General features: G+C 74.2%; 13 protein-coding genes and 1 pseudogene. 12 read left to right on the top strand and 2 right to left on the bottom strand.

The annotated features are described in order from the left end of the window. The first annotated feature begins 204 nt into the window (after nt 1–204). From ACFU7Y_RS21800 to ACFU7Y_RS21760, 9 genes and pseudogenes are all read left to right on the top strand, one after another. On the top strand, nt 205–1161 hold the full coding sequence (locus ACFU7Y_RS21800) for an MBL fold metallo-hydrolase (RefSeq protein ID WP_224277710.1): 957 nt from the start codon (nt 205–207) through the stop codon (nt 1159–1161). Nucleotides 1162–1177: 16 nt separating this feature from the next. Then, nucleotides 1178–2120: pseudogene (locus ACFU7Y_RS21795) on the top strand (NTP transferase domain-containing protein). Then, nucleotides 2117–3325, top strand: a complete 1209-nt coding sequence (locus tag ACFU7Y_RS21790; protein WP_380769372.1) for a molybdopterin molybdotransferase MoeA — start codon at nt 2117–2119, stop codon at nt 3323–3325. The pseudogene ACFU7Y_RS21795 and the gene ACFU7Y_RS21790 overlap by 4 nt, the downstream one beginning before the upstream one ends. Nucleotides 3326–3452: 127 nt before the next feature. After that, entirely contained in the window at nt 3453–4514 is a 1062-nt protein-coding gene (locus ACFU7Y_RS21785; protein WP_224285118.1) for a TrkA family potassium uptake protein, read from the top strand. Between the two features lie 42 nt (nt 4515–4556). Continuing rightward, on the top strand, nt 4557–5534 hold the full coding sequence (locus ACFU7Y_RS21780) for an NAD(P)H-quinone oxidoreductase (protein WP_224285119.1): 978 nt from the start codon (nt 4557–4559) through the stop codon (nt 5532–5534). A gap of 151 nt (nt 5535–5685) precedes the next feature. Then, on the top strand, nt 5686–6501 hold the full coding sequence (locus ACFU7Y_RS21775) for a hypothetical protein (RefSeq protein ID WP_380769370.1): 816 nt from the start codon (nt 5686–5688) through the stop codon (nt 6499–6501). A 311-nt stretch (nt 6502–6812) separates the two neighbouring features. After that, a complete protein-coding gene (locus ACFU7Y_RS21770) occupies nt 6813–7415 on the top strand; it encodes a bacterial proteasome activator family protein (RefSeq protein ID WP_374120157.1) in 603 nt (200 codons plus the stop codon). 245 nt (nt 7416–7660) lie between these two features. After that, on the top strand, nt 7661–9103 hold the full coding sequence (locus tag ACFU7Y_RS21765) for a protein kinase (RefSeq protein WP_380769368.1): 1443 nt from the start codon (nt 7661–7663) through the stop codon (nt 9101–9103). Between the two features lie 112 nt (nt 9104–9215). Next, the gene (locus tag ACFU7Y_RS21760; protein ID WP_380769366.1) at nt 9216–10925 is read left to right on the top strand and encodes a protein kinase; all 1710 of its coding nucleotides are present in this window, start codon (nt 9216–9218) and stop codon (nt 10923–10925) included. A gap of 5 nt (nt 10926–10930) precedes the next feature. Here ACFU7Y_RS21760 and ACFU7Y_RS21755 read toward each other — a convergent pair whose 3' ends face one another. Together ACFU7Y_RS21755 and ACFU7Y_RS21750 are read right to left on the bottom strand one after the other, a co-directional pair. After that, nucleotides 10931–12034, bottom strand: a complete 1104-nt coding sequence (locus ACFU7Y_RS21755) for a phosphotransferase enzyme family protein (protein WP_224284240.1) — start codon at nt 12032–12034, stop codon at nt 10931–10933. 65 nt (nt 12035–12099) lie between these two features. Beyond that, on the bottom strand, nt 12100–12759 hold the full coding sequence (locus ACFU7Y_RS21750; protein WP_189913240.1) for a response regulator transcription factor: 660 nt from the start codon (nt 12757–12759) through the stop codon (nt 12100–12102). A 426-nt stretch (nt 12760–13185) separates the two neighbouring features. On the opposite strand from ACFU7Y_RS21750, the gene pdhA reads away from it, so the two are divergent. The 3 genes from pdhA to ACFU7Y_RS21735 are packed head-to-tail and all read left to right on the top strand — an operon-like array spanning nt 13186 to nt 16754. Then, nucleotides 13186–14340 carry a pyruvate dehydrogenase (acetyl-transferring) E1 component subunit alpha gene (pdhA, locus tag ACFU7Y_RS21745; protein WP_374120102.1) on the top strand — a complete coding sequence of 385 codons (1155 nt, stop codon included), beginning with the start codon at nt 13186–13188 and terminating at the stop codon, nt 14338–14340. Further along, nucleotides 14340–15314 (top strand): alpha-ketoacid dehydrogenase subunit beta, encoded by a 975-nt coding sequence (locus tag ACFU7Y_RS21740; protein ID WP_374120103.1) that lies wholly within the window; start codon nt 14340–14342, stop codon nt 15312–15314. The genes pdhA and ACFU7Y_RS21740 overlap by 1 nt, the downstream gene beginning before the upstream one ends. Nucleotides 15315–15329: 15 nt before the next feature. Continuing rightward, nucleotides 15330–16754: a dihydrolipoamide acetyltransferase family protein gene (locus tag ACFU7Y_RS21735; protein ID WP_380769363.1), complete on the top strand. Its 1425-nt coding sequence runs from the start codon at nt 15330–15332 to the stop codon at nt 16752–16754. Nucleotides 16755–16811: the final 57 nt, after the last annotated feature.

Genomic DNA, 16811 nt, shown 5'->3' with positions numbered 1-16811 from the left:
TTGTGTTTGGTGTGCTGTGTTATGTGTATTAGTGACAGGTGGCCGCCGGGGCGGGGGTGTGACGTGACCCGGTTGGGGGGCCCCACGGGGCGCGCCTTCCGCGGAATCGGGCAACAGTGCTCCCATGCTGTAGGGCGCAGGAGAACCGACCGCGCGGGGAGGGTCCACGCCGGGAACCTGTCCGCCGACCAGAGGGAGCAGCCCGTGACGTCGTCCCCGCCCGAGGAGAGCGCCGGCGGCGAGCCCGCGGACACCCAGCCCATCGAGCTCCCCGAGGCGGAGCGGCCCGCCCGGCCGCTGGAGGTCGCCGTCTTCACCGGCCCCGAGTCGGCCTTCTTCGCCACCTCCACGCTGATCCTCGGCGAGCGGACCGCGATCCTGGTGGACGCCCAGCTGACCCGCAGCGCCGGGCGCGAGCTGGCCGAGTGGGTCGCGGGCAAGGGCAGACGGCTGCTCGCCGTCGTGGTCACCCATCAGCACCCGGACCACTACTTCGGCGCCGAGGAGGTGCTGCGGCTCTTCCCCGACGCGCAGCTGCTGGCCGCCCCGGCCGTGGTCGACGGCATCCGGCGCACCGTCGCCGCCAAGGTCGCGCAGTGGAAGCCGGTGTACGGCGACGACATCCCGGACCACCCGCTGATCCCCGCCCCGCTGCTGCCGCAGCCGCTGATGCTGGACCGCCAGGTGATCCCGGTGCTGCTGCTCGGCCAGGCCGACTGCGGGGACTCCACGGTCGTCCACGTGCCGAGCATCCGCACCGTGATCGCCGGGGACTTCGTGCACAACGGCACCCACCCCTGGACCGCCGACACCACCCCGGCCCAGCGCACCACCTGGGGCCACAACCTCGGCCGGATCGCCGACCTCGGCGCGGACCGGGTGATCGCCGGCCACCGGGCCCCGGACCAGGGCGACGACGCCGCCCGGGTGCTGGCCTTCACCGGCGCGTACCTCCAGGACTTCGACCGGCTGCTGGCCGCGCACCCGGACGACCCGGAGGCGCTGGTCACGGCGATGAACGAGCGGTACGGGGAGCTCACCCTGCCGTCCTTCCTGGAGTTGGGCGCGGCGGCCAACACCGCCCGTGCCGCCGAGGCCGCCCCGTCCGGGGCCGAGGAGGGTCCGGAGCCGGCGGAGGACGGCGGGACCGCGGCGGAGTAGGGCGGATACTGGCCGCATGACGCCGTACGACGCGATCGTCCCGTCGGGCGGAACCGCCCGACGCCTCGGCGGGGCCGACAAACCGGGCCTGACGGTGGGCGAGGCCACCCTGCTCGACCGGGTGCTCGCCGCCTGCGCGGGCGCCCGCACCACCGTCGTGGTCGGCCCGGCCCGGCCGACCGCGCGGGCCGGAGTCCGCTGGACCAGGGAGCAGCCGCCCGGCGGCGGGCCGGTCGCCGCCGTCGCGGCCGGGCTCGACCTGGTCACCGCGGACACCGTGCTGCTGCTCGCCGCCGACCTGCCGTTCCTGGACCGGCGGACGGTGGAACGGCTGGTCACCGCCCTCGACGAGGCCGGGGCGTACGGGGACGCCGCCGTGCTGGTGGACGCGGGCGGCCGCGACCAGCCGCTCGCCGCCGCCTACCGGACCGCGGCGCTGCGCGACGCGCTGGCCGCCCTCGGCGACCCGGCCGGCCAGTCGCTGCGGCGCTTCCTCGGCGGGCTGAGCGGGGTACGGGTGGCCGACACCGACAACGTCGCCTACGACTGCGACACCTGGGAGGACCTGGAGCAGGCCCGCGAGCGCGACCGGAGCTGAACCTCACCGACGCCGGCACCGGGGTGTGAGCGAAACGACGTGCCCCGCACACGGGGCCAACACCTCGGTGAAACCGCCGATCGGGCAGCATGGGCGCATGGAGCGCACGCTGGATGACTGGATCGCCGAGGTCAAGGCCGACCTGGGCATCGACCTGGACGTGGACGTCCGTGGTCTGCTCGACGTGGCCCGGGTGGTCGCGCACGGAGTGGCCCGGCCGGCCGCGCCGCTGACCGCCTTCCTGATCGGCTACGCGGCCGCCCAGCGGGGCGGCGGGGCGGGGGCCGTCGCCGAGGCGGCCCGGCGGACCGAGGCCCTCGCCGAGGGCTGGGGCGCCGCCGACCGCCCGGGCGAGTCGTGAGCGCGGTCGGACGGACCACCGTGGCCGCACCGTCCACCGCCCCCGGCGTGCTGAGCTGGCCCCGGGCCCGCGAGACCGCGCGCCGGGCCGGGCTGCGCCCGTTGCCCGGGGTCGGAGTCCCGCTGGCCGAGGCGCTGGGCCGCACGCTCGCCGAGCCGCTCGGCGCGCTGACCGACCTGCCCGCCTTCGACACCTCCGCGATGGACGGTTGGGCCGTCGCCGGTCCCGGCCCGTGGCGGGTCGCCGGCCGGGTGCTGGCCGGACGGGCCGAGCCGGCGCCGCTGGCCGACGGCACCGCCGTGGAGATCGCCACCGGTGCCCAGCTGCCGGCCGGCGCCACCGCCGTGCTGCGCCGTGAGCACGGACGGACGGACGGCGCGCTGCTGCACGACCGCGGCCCGCGGCCGCTGACCACCGGCCAGGACGTCCGCCCGCGCGGCCAGGAGTGCCGCCGGGGCGAGGAGTTGCTGCCGGCCGGCACGCCGGTCGGGCCGGCCGTCCTCGGCCTGGCCGCCGCCTGCGGCCACGACCGATTGTCGGTCCACCGCCGTCCGAAGGTCCAACTGCTCATTATGGGCGACGAGTTGCTCATCTCCGGGGTGCCCGGGCCGGGCCTGGTCCGGGACGCGCTCGGTCCGCTGCTGCCGCCCTGGCTGCGGGCCGCCGGTGCGGAGCCGGCCGAAGTCCGTTACGTGCGGGACGACTTCGACCTGCTCCTGGACGCGCTGCGGCACTCCGCCGCCGATCTCGTGGTCACCACCGGCGGAACGGCCGCCGGGCCGGTCGACTTCCTGCACCGGGCGCTCGCCGAGGCCGGTGCCCGGCTGCTGGTGGACGGCGTCGCCGCCCGGCCGGGGCACCCCATGCTGCTGGCCGAACTCCCGGGCGGCCGCCACCTGGTGGGCCTGCCGGGCAATCCGCTGGCCGCCGTCGCCGCGATGGTCACCCTCGTCCTGCCGCTGCTGCACGCCCGCAGCGGACGGACCGCCGGCGCCCCCGCCCTCGCCCCCGCCGCGACGGCGCTGCCCGGGCACCCGACGGACACCCGGCTCCAGCCGGTCCGGCGGACCGCCGAGGGCGTCCTGCCGCTGGCCTTCGACGGACCGGCGATGCTGCGCGGGCTCGCCCGGGCCGAGGCGCTGGCCGTGGTGCCGCCCGGTGGTGCGGCGGCGGGCGAGACGGTCGAACTCCTGGAGGTGCCGTGAGCGAGCGAAGCACAGGGATCCCCACGGCCGGAGGCCGGGGGCGAACCATCACGACGTGCGCGTTTGGCGAAGCGGCTGCCGAGCGGTGGGGACACCCCGGGCCGGACGCCGGGGGAGAGGTGGGCGCATGAGCCGCCTGCGACGCAACCTGGCGCCCGGCACCGAGCCGTGGGCGGACGCCGGGATCGTGCTGCCCGTCCGCCGGACCGCGCCCGCCGTCCGGCAGGTCGGCTCCCGGCTGCTGCTGGCGCTCGCCGTACTGGTCGCCACCACGTTCATCGTCTACTTCGACCGGGCCGGCTACAACGACAACGCCGGTGGCGGGCTCAGCTTCCTGGACGCGGCGTACTACGCCACGGTGACGCTCTCCACCACCGGGTACGGCGACATCACCCCGTACAGCGACAGCGCCCGGCTCACCAACATCTTCGTGATCACCCCGCTGCGCGTGGTGTTCCTGATCATCCTGGTCGGCACCACCCTGGAGGTGCTCACCGAACGGACCCGCCTGCAATGGCGGTTGAACCGCTGGAGGTCCACCGTGCGCGAGCACACCGTCGTCATCGGCTACGGGACGAAGGGCCGCAGCGCCGTCGACACCCTGCTCGGGCAGGGGGTGAAGAAGGAGGAGATCGTCGTCGTCGACCCGCAGCGCAAGGTGATCGACCAAGCCGCCCAGCACGGCCTGGTCGGGGTGGTCGGCGACGCCACCCGCACCGACACCCTGGTGCGCGCCGCACTGCCCACCGCCGCGCGGGTGGTGGTCGCGCCGGAGCGGGACGACACCGCCGTGCTGATCACGCTGACGGCCCGCCAGCTGAACAAGTCCGCCACCGTGGTCGCCGCCGTCCGGGAGGACGAGAACGCTCCGCTGCTGCGCCAGAGCGGTGCCGACGTCGTGGTGACCAGCTCCAGTTCGGCCGGGCGGCTGCTCGGGCTGTCGATGCTCAGCCCGCACGCCGGGGCGGTGATGGAGGACCTGCTGACGTACGGCAAGGGGCTGGACGTGGTGGAGCGCCCGGTCACCCGGGCCGAGGCCGGGCACAGCCCGCGCGAGTGCGCGGACCTGGTGGTCGCGGTGGTCCGGGGCCGACGGGTGCTCAACTACACCGAGCCGGAGGCCGCCGTGCTCCAGCTCACCGACCGGGTGATCGTCATCAGGTCCAGCGCAGTCGCGCCGACCGGCTGAGCCACGCCGTGGAACCGCCCCGGCCCGCAGTAGGTTCGGGGCATGTATGCGATGACGATTCCCGTACCCGGCGGTCCCGAGGCACTGGTCTGGGCGGAGGTGCCCGACCCGGTGCCCGCTGAGGGCGAGGTCCTGGTCGAGGTGGCGGCCACCGCCGTCAACCGTGCCGACCTGCTCCAGCGGCAGGGCTTCTACAACCCGCCGCCCGGCGCCTCGCCCTACCCGGGGCTGGAGTGCGCCGGGCGGATCGTCGCGCTCGGGCCCGGGGTGTCCGGGTGGGCGGTCGGCGACGAGGTGTGCGCGCTGCTGGCCGGCGGCGGCTACGCGCAGCAGGTCGCGGTGCCGACCGGGCAGCTGCTGCCGCTGCCCGCGGGGCTGTCCGTCGAGCAGGCCGCGGCACTGCCCGAGGTCGCCTGCACGGTGTGGTCCAACGTCTTCCTCACCGCGCACCTGCGGCCCGGCGAGACGGTGCTGCTGCACGGCGGCGCGAGCGGGATCGGGACCATGGCGATCCAGCTCGCCAAGGCGGTCGGCGCCCGGGTCGCGGTCACCGCGGGCAGCCCGGAGAAGCTGGCGCGGTGCGCCGAGCTGGGCGCGGACATCCTGGTCGACTACCGCGAGCAGGACTTCGTCGAGGCACTCCGGGAGGCCACCGGCGGGGCCGGGGCGGACGTGATCCTGGACATCATGGGTGCCAGGTACCTCCAGCGGAACGTGGACGCGCTGGCGGTCAACGGGCGGCTGGTGATCATCGGACTCCAGGGCGGGGTGAAGGGCGAGCTCGACCTCAACGCGCTGCTGCGCAAGCGCGGGGCGGTGATCGCCACCAACCTGCGCGGACGACCGCTGGCGGAGAAGGCGGCGATCGTGGCGGCGGTGCGGGAGCACGTGTGGCCGCTGGTCGAGTCCGGGGTGGTGAAGCCGGTGGTGGACCGGGTTCTGTCGTTGGCCGACGCGGCCGAGGCGCACCGGGTGCTGGAGCGCGGGGAGCAGGTCGGGAAGGTCGTGCTGCGGGCCTGAGCGCCGGGGAGCAGGGCGGTGGGGCGGTAACGGAACCGGGGGGTAAATCGCCCGAAATGCCGTACGGGCCGGGGCGTGCGAGCCTGGTCCGGAGCAGTCCCGCCGCCGATCCCGCCTCCGGGCGCCATCGGCCGTCGGAAGGACTCCGACCGTGGCCGCATCACTGCACGCACGCCTCGGGCCGCTGCCCGCGGCACCGCATCACCGTCGTACTTCCCGCCGCTCTCCGGGCCGCGCGCAGCGGCTGTTCGCGGCGGCCGTGCTGGGGCTCACCCTCCCGCTGGCCGCCGCCTCGGCGGCGGTGGCGCTGCCCTCGCCGGCGGCGTTGCCCCTGCCGGTGACCCTGCCCTTGCCGGCGGGGCCGTCCTCGCCGGAGGGGCTGTCCTCGCCGGAGGGGCTGTCCTCGCCGGAGGGGCTGTCCTCGCCGAAGGCGGGGACGAGCGCCGAGCCGAGTGCCGGGCCGGGCGCGTCCAGGACGGCGGCTGCGCGGCCACGGCACCGGCCGCGGCGGCCGGTGCCGCGTTCGCACCCGGGCGGCTACTTCGCGCAGGCCCACCGGCACCACCTGGCCTCGCTGCCCGGGCGCTCCGACGCCGCCGTGGAGCAGGCTCCCGGGCAGGTGCCGGACCAGGCCGTGGAGCAGGCCGCTGAGCAGGCTCCCGGGCAGGTGCCGGAACAGGCCGCCGAGCAGGCCCCCGGACAGGCCCCGGAGCAGGGCGTCGAGGCCGAGCGGCCGGAGGCCGACGCGCAGGCCGAGGCCCCCGGCGGTACCGCCGCTCCGGCCCCGGTCGCTCCGGCCACCGTCGCGGCGGCCGCCGGAGAGCCGGTCGCGCCTGTCGCCGCCGTGCCCGCGCTCTTTCCCGCCCGTTGGCAGGACGCCTCCACCACCCAGCTCCCGCTGGGCGTCGGCCTGGGACTGATCGGCTGCGGCCTGGGACTGGTCGGCCTGCGGCTGCGCAGGGGCTGACGTGCGGGGCCCCCGCCCGGGTGTGGAGATCCGGTGCGGGACCGGGACCGGCTTCCGGGTGCGGCGCGCCCGGGCCGGGCCGGGGTTTCGGTGGGTGCGGTGCGGCGGGCCGGTGCGGGCGGGGCCGGGGCGCCGCCGGCGGACGGTCGGCGGACGGTCGGCGGACGGGACGCGGGAACTGAGTACCCGTACGGATTCCCGCAGGGCGCCCGGGGGCGTACCTTCGTCACGGGTGGCGCAGGACGGCGGGACGACGGGGGCTTCCGCCCGACCAACCCCAGTGAGAGAGAATGTTGTTCATGACGAATCCGATGAACGAGCGCCCGTCGCAGGAGCCCTTCCGGGCCGTCGGCGGGCAGTCGCAGGACGGCCAGAAGGTGCTGATCGTCGGACCGGACGGGCTGCCCGTGGGCCAGGGGTTCGCGGGCTCGGCGGGGGGCGCGGACGACGAGGGCGACGTGCCGCGTGAGCTCCCGGTGACCGAGATGGTCGAGCAGCCCGCCAAGGTCATGCGTATCGGCAGCATGATCAAGCAGCTGCTGGAGGAGGTCCGGGCGGCGCCCCTCGACGAGGCGAGCCGGGCCCGGCTGAAGGACATCCACGCGAGCTCGATCAAGGAGCTCGAACTGGGGCTGGCCCCGGAGCTGGTTGCCGAGCTGGAGCGGTTGTCGCTGCCGTTCACCGACGACACCATCCCGACCGAGGCCGAGCTGAGGATCGCCCAGGCCCAGCTGGTCGGCTGGCTGGAGGGTCTGTTCCACGGCATCCAGACCGCCCTGTTCGCGCAGCAGATGGCGGCGCGGGCCCAGCTGGAGCAGATGCGGCGGGCGCTGCCGCCCGGCCTGCACAGCGGCGAGCCGGACGAGGACGAGCTGGGCCAGGGCCGCGGCATCCGCTCCGGCCCCTACCTGTAGCCGCAGTCGGCGGTACCCGCCGTAGGTACGTCGGGGCCGCCGTCGGACCGGACGTACCACGACGATCCGCCCCGGCCCTGGACCGATCACCGTCGGCGTGAGCCGATACCCTGACCCCTGTCGCCGGCCGGTGGAACCGCCGCGGCAGGGGCCCGCCAGGCCAGCGGGCCGGGCCCACCACGCACGGACGAGACCGAACGTCAGGCTGCGGCAAGCACGGCCGAGCCGAGGGGGAGCAGAGGACCATGAGCGAGCACGGCAACGCGGCGGTCGAGGGCTTCTCCCGGGGCAACGGCCGCTATGTGCTGCAGCGGCTGGTGGGCGAGGGCGGCATGGCCTCCGTGCACCTCGCCTACGACAGCGTGCTGGACCGGCAGGTCGCGCTGAAGAGCATGCACAGCGAGCTGGGCCGGGACGACTCGTTCAAGGAGCGGTTCCGCCGCGAGGCCCAGGCCGTGGCCCGGCTGGAGCACCCCAACATCGTCACGGTGTACGACAGCGGCGAGGACATCGCCCCGGACGGCTCCAGCACGCCGTACATCGTCATGCAGCTGATCGACGGCCAGGGCCTGCGCGAGGCGATCAACGAGGCGATCGGCCAGTACGGCGCGATGCCGGCCGAGGAGGCGCTGAGGGTCACCGTCGGCGTGCTGAACGCGCTGGAGGCCTCGCACGACATGGGCCTGGTGCACCGCGACATCAAGCCCGGCAACGTCATGTTCGACCGCAAGGGCAACGTCAAGGTCATGGACTTCGGCATCGCCCGCGCGCTGGAATCCGGCGTCACGTCGATGACCCAGACCGGCATGGTGGTCGGCACCCCGCAGTACCTCTCGCCCGAGCAGGCGCTCGGCAAGCCGGTGGACGCCCGCTCCGACCTGTACTCGGTCGGCGTGATGCTCTTCGAGATGATCACCGGGCAGCTGGTCTTCGACGGCGACTCGGCGTTCTCGATCGCCTACAAGCACGTCCAGGAGGAGCCGCCGGCCCCCTCCACCCTCAACCGCTCGATCACCCCCGAGGTGGACGCCTTCGTCGCCCAGGCGCTGCGCAAGGACCCGGCGCACCGGTTCCAGAGCGCGGCGGCGATGCGGGACGAGGCGGAGCGGCTGATCGCGGCGGCCAAGGGCGGCGACAGCGGGCACAAGCTGCAGGCCAGCACCCCGCTGGTGATCAACGAGGGCCCGCGTTCGGTGCACGCCGCTCCGCAGGCCCCGCAGACGCCGCAGCCGCAGTACCTCCAGCAGGGCGGGCAGCCGCAGTACCAGACCCCGCCGCCGGCCTACCAGGCGCCGCCGCAGGCCCCGCACACCCCGCACCCGCAGTACCTCCAGCAGGGCGGGCAGCCGCAGTACCAGACCCCGCCGCCCGCCTTCCAGCCCCCGCGGCCGCAGGCGCACACCCCGCACCCGCAGTACCTCCAGCAGGGCGGGCCGCAGGCGCACACCCCGCCGCCGCAGCCGATGCCGCCGTACCAGCAGCCGAAGCAGCCCGCCGGCGGCGGCGGCTGCTCGACGGCCGCGGTCGTGATCGGGATCATCATCGGCGTGCTGGTCCTGGCGGGCATCATCATCGCGATCGTGGTCAACAAGGCGAACGAGAAGAGCGGCGGCAAGCTCAGCCACGCACCCCTTCCCGCCAACGTGCTGGTCGTCGACCTCCCGGCCGACCGGAATGGCCTGCTCTGATGGTTTCCGGCAGGTCCGGGGGTGCCACAGCCGTCCGCCGGAAGCGGTAGCGTTCGGGGATACGTAAGCGACAGGGCACCGCGATCCGAGCGAACGCCCGGGGCGAGGAGCGATGGCACAGACGCAGCAGCCGGACGACGACGCGGGTGTCCGGGCGGTCGGCCGGACCGGCGGAACCCCGAGGATTCCCCAGCCCGGCGCCGAGGCCGCGACCTCGGCGCTGCCCCCGGTCGCCGCGGGCGGCCCGCAGACCCCGGGCCGCGGCACCGCGGTGCCGCTGAGCACCGTCGGCGACGGCCGCTACCGGCTGACCCACCGGCTCGGGCGCGGCGGCATGGCCGAGGTGTTCGCCGCCGAGGACGTGCGGCTCGGCCGCACCGTCGCGGTCAAGCTGCTGCGCGGCGAACTGGCCCAGGACGACGTCGCCCGGCTGCGCTTCACCCGCGAGGCACACGCCGTCGCAGCACTCAACCACCACTCGATCGTCTCGGTCTACGACACCGGCGAGGAGTACGTCGGGGACGAGTCCACGCCGTACATCGTGATGGAGCTGGTCGAGGGCCGCACCGTCCGCGAACTGCTGGCGGACGAGGAGGCGCCGCCGGTCGACCAGGCGCTGATCATCATCGCCGGGGTGCTGGAGGCGCTCGCCTACAGCCACCGCAACGGCATCGTCCACCGCGACATCAAGCCCGCCAACGTGAGCATCACCAACACCGGCGCGGTCAAGGTGATGGACTTCGGCATCGCCCGGGCGCTGACCGGCGGGGCCACCACGATGACCCAGACCGGCATGGTCATGGGCACCCCGCAGTACCTCTCGCCCGAGCAGGCGCTCGGCAAGCCGGTCGACCACCGCTCCGACCTGTACGCGGCCGGCTGCATGCTCTACGAGCTGCTCACGCTGCGCCCGCCGTTCACCGGCGACACCCCGCTGTCGGTGGTCTACCAGCACGTCCAGGACCCGCCGGTGCCGCCCTCGCAGGCCAACGGCCGGGTGCCGGCCGGCCTCGACCCGCTGGTGCTGCGCTCGCTCGCCAAGAACCCGGACGACCGCTTCCAGGACGCCGACGAGTTCCGCGCCCACGTGCAGCACGCGCTGCGCGAGATGCACGAGGCGGCCGGGGCCGGCTGGGTCGGCGCGGCCGCGGGCGACACCGGTGCGACCCAGGTGCTCCGGCCGGACCAGACCGCGGCCACCGCGGCCTTCGGCGCGGTGCGCCCGGGCGACCAGACCTCCGTGCTGCCGTACTCGACGGGCGGCCCGCACACCCCCTCCTCGCCCTACCCGGCGGCCGGCGGCCCGTACGGCGGCGGCGCGGGCGAGGACGGCGAGGGCCCCGGACGGCGGCGCGGGCCGTGGGCCTGGGTGGCCGGTGCGATCGCCGTGCTGGTCGCGGCCGGTGCGGGCATCGGGTTCGCGCTCAGCGGCAACGACCAGACCGACCACGGCGTGTCCCCGACGCAGCCCCCGGCGGTCACCACCACGGAGCCGACCGCGCCGGCCCCGAGCGGTCTGGTGACCCCGCCGGCCTCGGTCTCCGGCAGCAAGAAGCCGTCGGCACCGACCGACCCCAACAACAACGGCGGGAACAACACCGGGAACAACGGCAACAACATGTCGCCGTCGCCGAGCACCGGCAAGCACGGCACGCAGGCCCCGACGCCGACCACGTCCACCAGCCACAGCGCGACCGGGACCGCGCCCGCGTCGTCGGCGCCTGCGGCGACGACGCCGGCGGCGACCTCGGGCGCCAGCACGGGGCCGGCGAAGCCGCCGACGGACACGAAGCCGACGACGGACCCGAAGTCGACCCCCTGACGCGGTCAGTTGGTGAAGGCGTCCAGGACCTGCTCGTACTCCTGGCACCACCACGCCAGCTGCCCCGCGGAGGCGGGGTAGAGCGGGTCGGCCCGGTGGTCGGCCCGCTGGTAGCGCCACTGCAGCATCCAGAAGTCGTTCAACCGCTCCCACCAGACCCGGTGGACGGCGCCGGCCACGTGCTCGGCGGTGGCGGCACCGGAGGCCCGGTACGCCTGTGAGTAGCGGCGGACCCGGACCAGGTCGAGGACACCGGACGACCGGTCGTTGAAGAGCAGCGTGGCGGCCCGGACCGCCTCCTCGGCGCGTGGCTGCGGGCCGAGCTTGTCCCAGTCCAGGACGGCGGCCACCCGGCCGCCGCCCTGCGGGCCGTCGTCGTACAGCAGGTTGAGGCCGTGGAAGTCGCCGTGGGTCCAGCCGGTGGGCGGCGCGGCCTCCGGGGCGGGGCGGCGGTGGGCGTGCTCGGCGAGCAGTTCCAGCCGTTCCGTGAGCCGTTCCACCACCAGGGCGTCCAGCTCCCCGGCCGGGTGGTGCTCCCGGGCGCGGCGCCGCAGGTCGCGGGCGAGTCCGGCGCTGTCGACGGGGTCGGCGCTCCGGTAGCCGGCGGGTTGTCCGAGCGGGGCGCAGACGTCGTCGAGCGCGCCGTGCAGCCGGCCGAGCAGCGCGCCGAGCGCGTCGCACTGCGACGGGTCGAGCTCGCCGCCGTGCCGGTGCCGGCCGTCGACCCAGGGGAACAGCGCGAACAGCCGACCGCCCCGGGCGGCCACCGTGCCGGACCGTTCGGCGCAGGCCAGCGGGGGTGTGACGGGCAGTCCGAGGGTGTTCAGCGCGGCCATCGCGCGGTGGTGGGCGAGGATCTTCGGACGGCTGCCGGTGGCGGTGTCGACGTAGCACTTCAGGAAGTGTGGACCGGCCTCGGTGGTGACCAGGTACCCCCGGTTCAGCAGGCCCTCGGCGACGGGTTCGGCGGTCAGCAGCCGTCCTACCCGGTAGCGGGCCAGGACCTCGGCGAGCGCGCCCAGCGGGACGGGTGGGCTGAGGGTCCCCATCGGCGGTGCGGAGACGTCGGGGCGGGCCGGGGCGCAGGCGAGGGTCTGGCTGAAAGTCACGTGGAGAGGTTATGTCCCCTGTGTGGGGGCCCTTGACAGGACGTCAGTTATGTGCAGCCATCCGGTCAGTACTGGTGGTCGGCCTGGTGCCGCGCCACGAAGGCGGCAGCCTGGGTGCGCCGCTCCATGCCCATCTTGGCGAGCAGACTGGAGACGTAGTTCTTCACCGTCTTCTCGGCCAGGTGCAACTCGTTGCCGATCTGACGATTTGTCATACCTTCGCCGATCAGATCGAGGATCCGCCGCTCCTGCTTGGTGAGTTGGGCGAGCCGCTCGTCCTCCTTCTCCCCGCCGTCGCGCAGCCGGGCGAGCACCCTGCTGGTGGCGACCGGGTCGAGCAGCGAGCGGCCGGCCGCGACGTCCCGGACGGCGGTGATCAGGTCGGTGCCGCGGATCGCCTTCAGCACGTAGCCGGAGGCGCCGGCCATGATCGAGTCGAACAGCGCCTCGTCGTCCGAGAACGAGGTCAGCATCAGGCACTTGATCTCCGGCAGCCTGGACCGGATCTCGCGGCAGACCTCGACCCCGTTGCCGTCCGGCAGCCGGACGTCGAGCACCGCGACGTCCGGGTGGACCGCGGGGATCCGGGTGAGCGCCTCGGCGGCCGTGCCGGCCTCGCCGACCACCTCGATGTCGTCCTCGACCGAGAGCAGATCGTGCACGCCCCGTCGGACGACCTCGTGGTCGTCGAGCAGGAACACCCTGATTTGTCCGTTATCAGTCACGTCCAAAGCCTCCCATATCACCCTACGAAAGACCTATCGCCCGCACCTCCGTCACGACGGGATCCGGCCACAGCCGTCCGAAACCGATACCGAGAACCCCCTTACGTACGGGCGTCTGCCCGGATAACGTGCGCTGGTGTCCTGAAGGCGCTCGAATTGAGAGCTGCGTCACGCCGACCGTCACCCCCACCCTTCCGACGGCGAGTCGAACGCAGCACCCTCGGGGTTGTAGGCCCTGAACAAGTAGGACGTCCTAGCGCAAGCGCGTCGAGGGCGGACGCTGGGTAACGTTCTCGTGAGGGACGCCGTCGGAACAGGATCACCACCTGCCCCGCAGTGGGAGCGCACACCCACGCGCGCCCCGCGAGGCGGTGACCGGACCGGTCACCGGCGACCCCGGGTGGCCGGACAGACCGAGGAGTGAACGTGACCGTCAAAAGCACGGCGAGGGCTCGCAAGAAGGCGGCCCCCGGCGTCCCTGACAACCTCCGCGCCACGGGCAAGGACGCCCAGCCGGAGCTCGTCCAGTTGCTCACGCCGGAAGGCGAGCGGGTCGAGCACCCGGACTACCCCCTCACCACCACTCCCGAGGAGCTGCGCGCCCTCTACCGCGACCTGGTGCTGGTGCGCCGGTTCGACGGCGAGGCCACCGCGCTCCAGCGGCAGGGCGAGCTGGGCCTGTGGGCCTCGCTGCTCGGCCAGGAGGCCGCCCAGGTCGGTTCCGGCCGCGCCATGCGCCCCGGCGACTACGCCTTCCCCACGTACCGCGAGCACGGCGTGGCCTGGTGCCGCGACGTCGACCCGCTGAACCTGCTCGGCATGTTCCGCGGCGTGAACCACGGCGGCTGGGACCCGAACGAGAAGAACTTCCACCTGTACACCATCGTGATCGGCGCGCAGGCCCTGCACGCCACCGGTTACGCGATGGGCGTCAGCAAGGACGGCGCCGACGACGCGGTGATCGCGTACTTCGGTGACGGCGCCTCCAGCCAGGGCGACGTCAACGAGGCCTTCACCTTCGCCTCGGTCTACAACGCGCCGGTGGTGTTCTTCTGCCAGAACAACCAGTGGGCGATCTCCGAGCCCACCACCACCCAGACCAAGATCCCGCTGTACCGCCGCGCCTCCGGCTTCGGCTTCCCGGGCGTCCGGGTCGACGGCAACGACGTGCTGGCCTGCCTGGCGGTCACCCGCTGGGCGCTCGACCACGCCCGCAGCGGCAACGGCCCGGTGCTGATCGAGGCGTTCACCTACCGGATGGGTGCCCACACCACCTCCGACGACCCCACCCGCTACCGGCACGCCGAGGAGACCGAGGCCTGGAAGGCCAAGGACCCGATCACCCGGCTCCGCGCCCACCTGGAGAAGGAGGGCCTGGCCGACGAGGCGTTCTTCGCCGCCCTCGACGCCGAGAGCGAGCAGTTGGGGCTGCGGGTGCGCGAGGGCGTGCGCAGCATGCCGGACCCGGACCCGACCCTGATCTTCGACCACGTGTACAGCGAGCCGCACACGCTGGTCGATGAGGAACGGGCCGAGTACATCGAGTACGCGGCCTCCTTCGAGGCGGGGGAGACCCACTGATGGCCGGTCAGCTGAGCATCGCCAAGGCGCTGAACGGAGCGCTGCGCAAGTCGCTGGAGAACGACCCGAAGACCGTCCTGATGGGCGAGGACATCGGCAAGCTCGGCGGCGTCTTCCGGATCACCGACGGCCTCCAGAAGGACTTCGGCGAGGACCGGGTGATCGACACCCCGCTCGCCGAGTCCGGGATCATGGGTACCGCGATCGGCCTCGCGCTGCGCGGCTACCGCCCCGTCGTGGAGATCCAGTTCGACGGCTTCGTGTACCCGGCCTTCGACCAGATCGTCTCCCAGCTGGCCAAGATGCACGCCCGTGCGCTGGGCCACGTCAAGCTGCCGGTCACCGTGCGCATCCCCTACGCGGGTGGTATCGGTGCGGTCGAACACCACAGCGAGTCGCACGAGGCGTACTTCGCGCACACCGCCGGTCTGCGCGTGGTCACCCCGGCCAGCGCGCACGACGCGCACTGGATGCTGCGGCAGTCGATCGAGTCCGACGACCCGGTCATCTTCCTGGAGCCCAAGCGCCGGTACTGGGACAAGGGCGAGGTCGGCGACGCCGCCGACCTCGGCCTGCACGACGCCCGGATCGTCCGGTCCGGCACCGACGCGACGCTGATCGCGTACGGCCCGATGGTCAAGGTCTGCCTGGAGGCCGCCGCGGCCGCCGAGGAGGACGGCCGCCGGCTGGAGGTCGTCGACCTGCGCTCCCTCTCCCCGGTGGACTTCGCCGCGCTGGAGGAGTCGGTCAAGCGCACCGGTCGGGCCGTCGTGGTGCACGAGGCACCGGTCTTCATGGGCATGGGCGCCGAGCTGGCCGCCCGGCTCACCGAGAAGTGCTTCTACCACCTGGAGGCGCCGGTCCTGCGGGTCGGCGGCTACCACGCGCCGTACCCGCCGTCCCGGGTCGAGGAGGCCTTCCTGCCCGACCTGGACCGCGTGCTCGACGCCGTCGACCGCGCGCTGGCGTACTGATACCGGGGAGCGAAGATGACCACCGAAGTTCGCTCGCTCCGCGAGTTCAAGATGCCCGACGTGGGCGAGGGCCTCACCGAGGCCGAGATCCTCAGCTGGTACGTCAAGCCCGGTGACACCGTCACCGACGGGCAGGTCGTCTGCGAGGTGGAGACCGCCAAGGCGGCGGTGGAGCTGCCCATCCCGTTCAACGGGGTGGTCGAGAAGCTGCACTTCCCCGAGGGCGCGACGGTCGACGTCGGTACCGTGATCATCTCGGTCGCGGTCGCCGGCGGGGCGGGGGCCGAGGCTCCGGCCGCGCCCGCCGCGACGCCGGCCCAGGCTCCGGCTCCCGCCGAGGAGGCCGAGCCCGAGCGGCGCGAGGTGCTGGTCGGGTACGGCCCGCGCACCGGCGGCACCCAGCGCCGGGCGCGGCGGACGACCACCACCAGGGTCGACGCGACCAGGCCGGCTCCGGCGGCGCCTGCCCCGGCCGCCGCCCCGGCGCCCGCGGCCCCGGCCCCGGTCGCGGTCGCGGAAGTGCCCGGCGGGGAGCGGCCGTTGGCCAAGCCGCCGGTGCGCAAGCTGGCCAAGGACCTCGGCGTCGACCTGCGCGCGGTCACCCCGACCGGCCGGGACGGCGTGATCACCCGCGAGGACGTGCACGCCTACGCCACCGCCCAGGCCGCTCCGGCGGTCGCGGTGGTCGAGGCCGCCGTGGCGGAGCCGGCCGCGCCGCAGGCGCCGGTGCCCACCGCGGGCGACGTCCGGGTGCCGATCAAGGGTGTCCGCAAGGCGACCGCGCAGGCGATGGTGGCCTCGGCCTTCACCGCCCCGCACGTCACCGAGTTCGTGCAGGTCGACGTGACCCGCACGATGAAGTTCGTCCGCCGGCTCAAGGAGAGCGGCGAGCTGGGCCGGGACGTCCGGGTCAGCCCGCTGCTGATCGTCGCCAAGGCGCTGCTCACCGCGATCAAGCGGCACCCCGAGATCAACGCGCAGTGGGACGAGGCGGCGCAGGAGATCGTCCTCAAGGGCCAGGTGAACCTCGGCATCGCCGCGGCCACCCCGCGCGGACTGATCGTCCCGAACATCAAGGACGCCGGGTCCAAGACCCTCACCGGGCTGGCCACGTCGCTCGGCGAGCTGGTCGAGACCGCCCGTCAGGGCAAGACCTCGCCGGCCGACATGCAGGGCGGGACGGTCACCATCACCAACGTCGGCGTCTTCGGCGTCGACACGGGCACCCCGATCCTCAACCCGGGCGAGGCCGCCATCCTGGCCTTCGGCGCGGTCCGGGAACTGCCGTGGGTGCACAAGGGCAAGGTGGTTCCGCGTCAGGTGACCACGCTCGCGCTCTCCTTCGACCACCGCCTGGTGGACGGGGAGCTGGGCTCCAAGGTGCTGGCCGACGTGGCCGCGCTGCTGGAGCGCCCGAAGCGCCTGATCACCTGGGGCTGACGGCCCGGTAGGACCTCCAGGACCGAAGAAGGGGCCCTCCTCCGCGCCGTGCGGAGG

This window comes from Kitasatospora sp. NPDC057542 (assembly GCF_042801945.1).
GTDB lineage: Bacteria > Actinomycetota > Actinomycetes > Streptomycetales > Streptomycetaceae > Kitasatospora.
Note: the sequence above shows the minus strand (reverse complement) of the source record. Positions and strands in the feature narration are given on the sequence as shown.

Coding starts and splice junctions, on each gene's coding strand:
- ACFU7Y_RS21785 (WP_224285118.1), top strand. CDS start 3,453: ATGAGCCGCCTGCGACGCAACCTGGCGCCCGGCACCGAGCCGTGGGCG.
- ACFU7Y_RS21740 (WP_374120103.1), top strand. CDS start 14,340: ATGGCCGGTCAGCTGAGCATCGCCAAGGCGCTGAACGGAGCGCTGCGC.
- ACFU7Y_RS21760 (WP_380769366.1), top strand. CDS start 9,216: ATGGCACAGACGCAGCAGCCGGACGACGACGCGGGTGTCCGGGCGGTC.
- ACFU7Y_RS21770 (WP_374120157.1), top strand. CDS start 6,813: ATGAACGAGCGCCCGTCGCAGGAGCCCTTCCGGGCCGTCGGCGGGCAG.
- ACFU7Y_RS21765 (WP_380769368.1), top strand. CDS start 7,661: ATGAGCGAGCACGGCAACGCGGCGGTCGAGGGCTTCTCCCGGGGCAAC.
- ACFU7Y_RS21780 (WP_224285119.1), top strand. CDS start 4,557: ATGTATGCGATGACGATTCCCGTACCCGGCGGTCCCGAGGCACTGGTC.
- ACFU7Y_RS21735 (WP_380769363.1), top strand. CDS start 15,330: ATGACCACCGAAGTTCGCTCGCTCCGCGAGTTCAAGATGCCCGACGTG.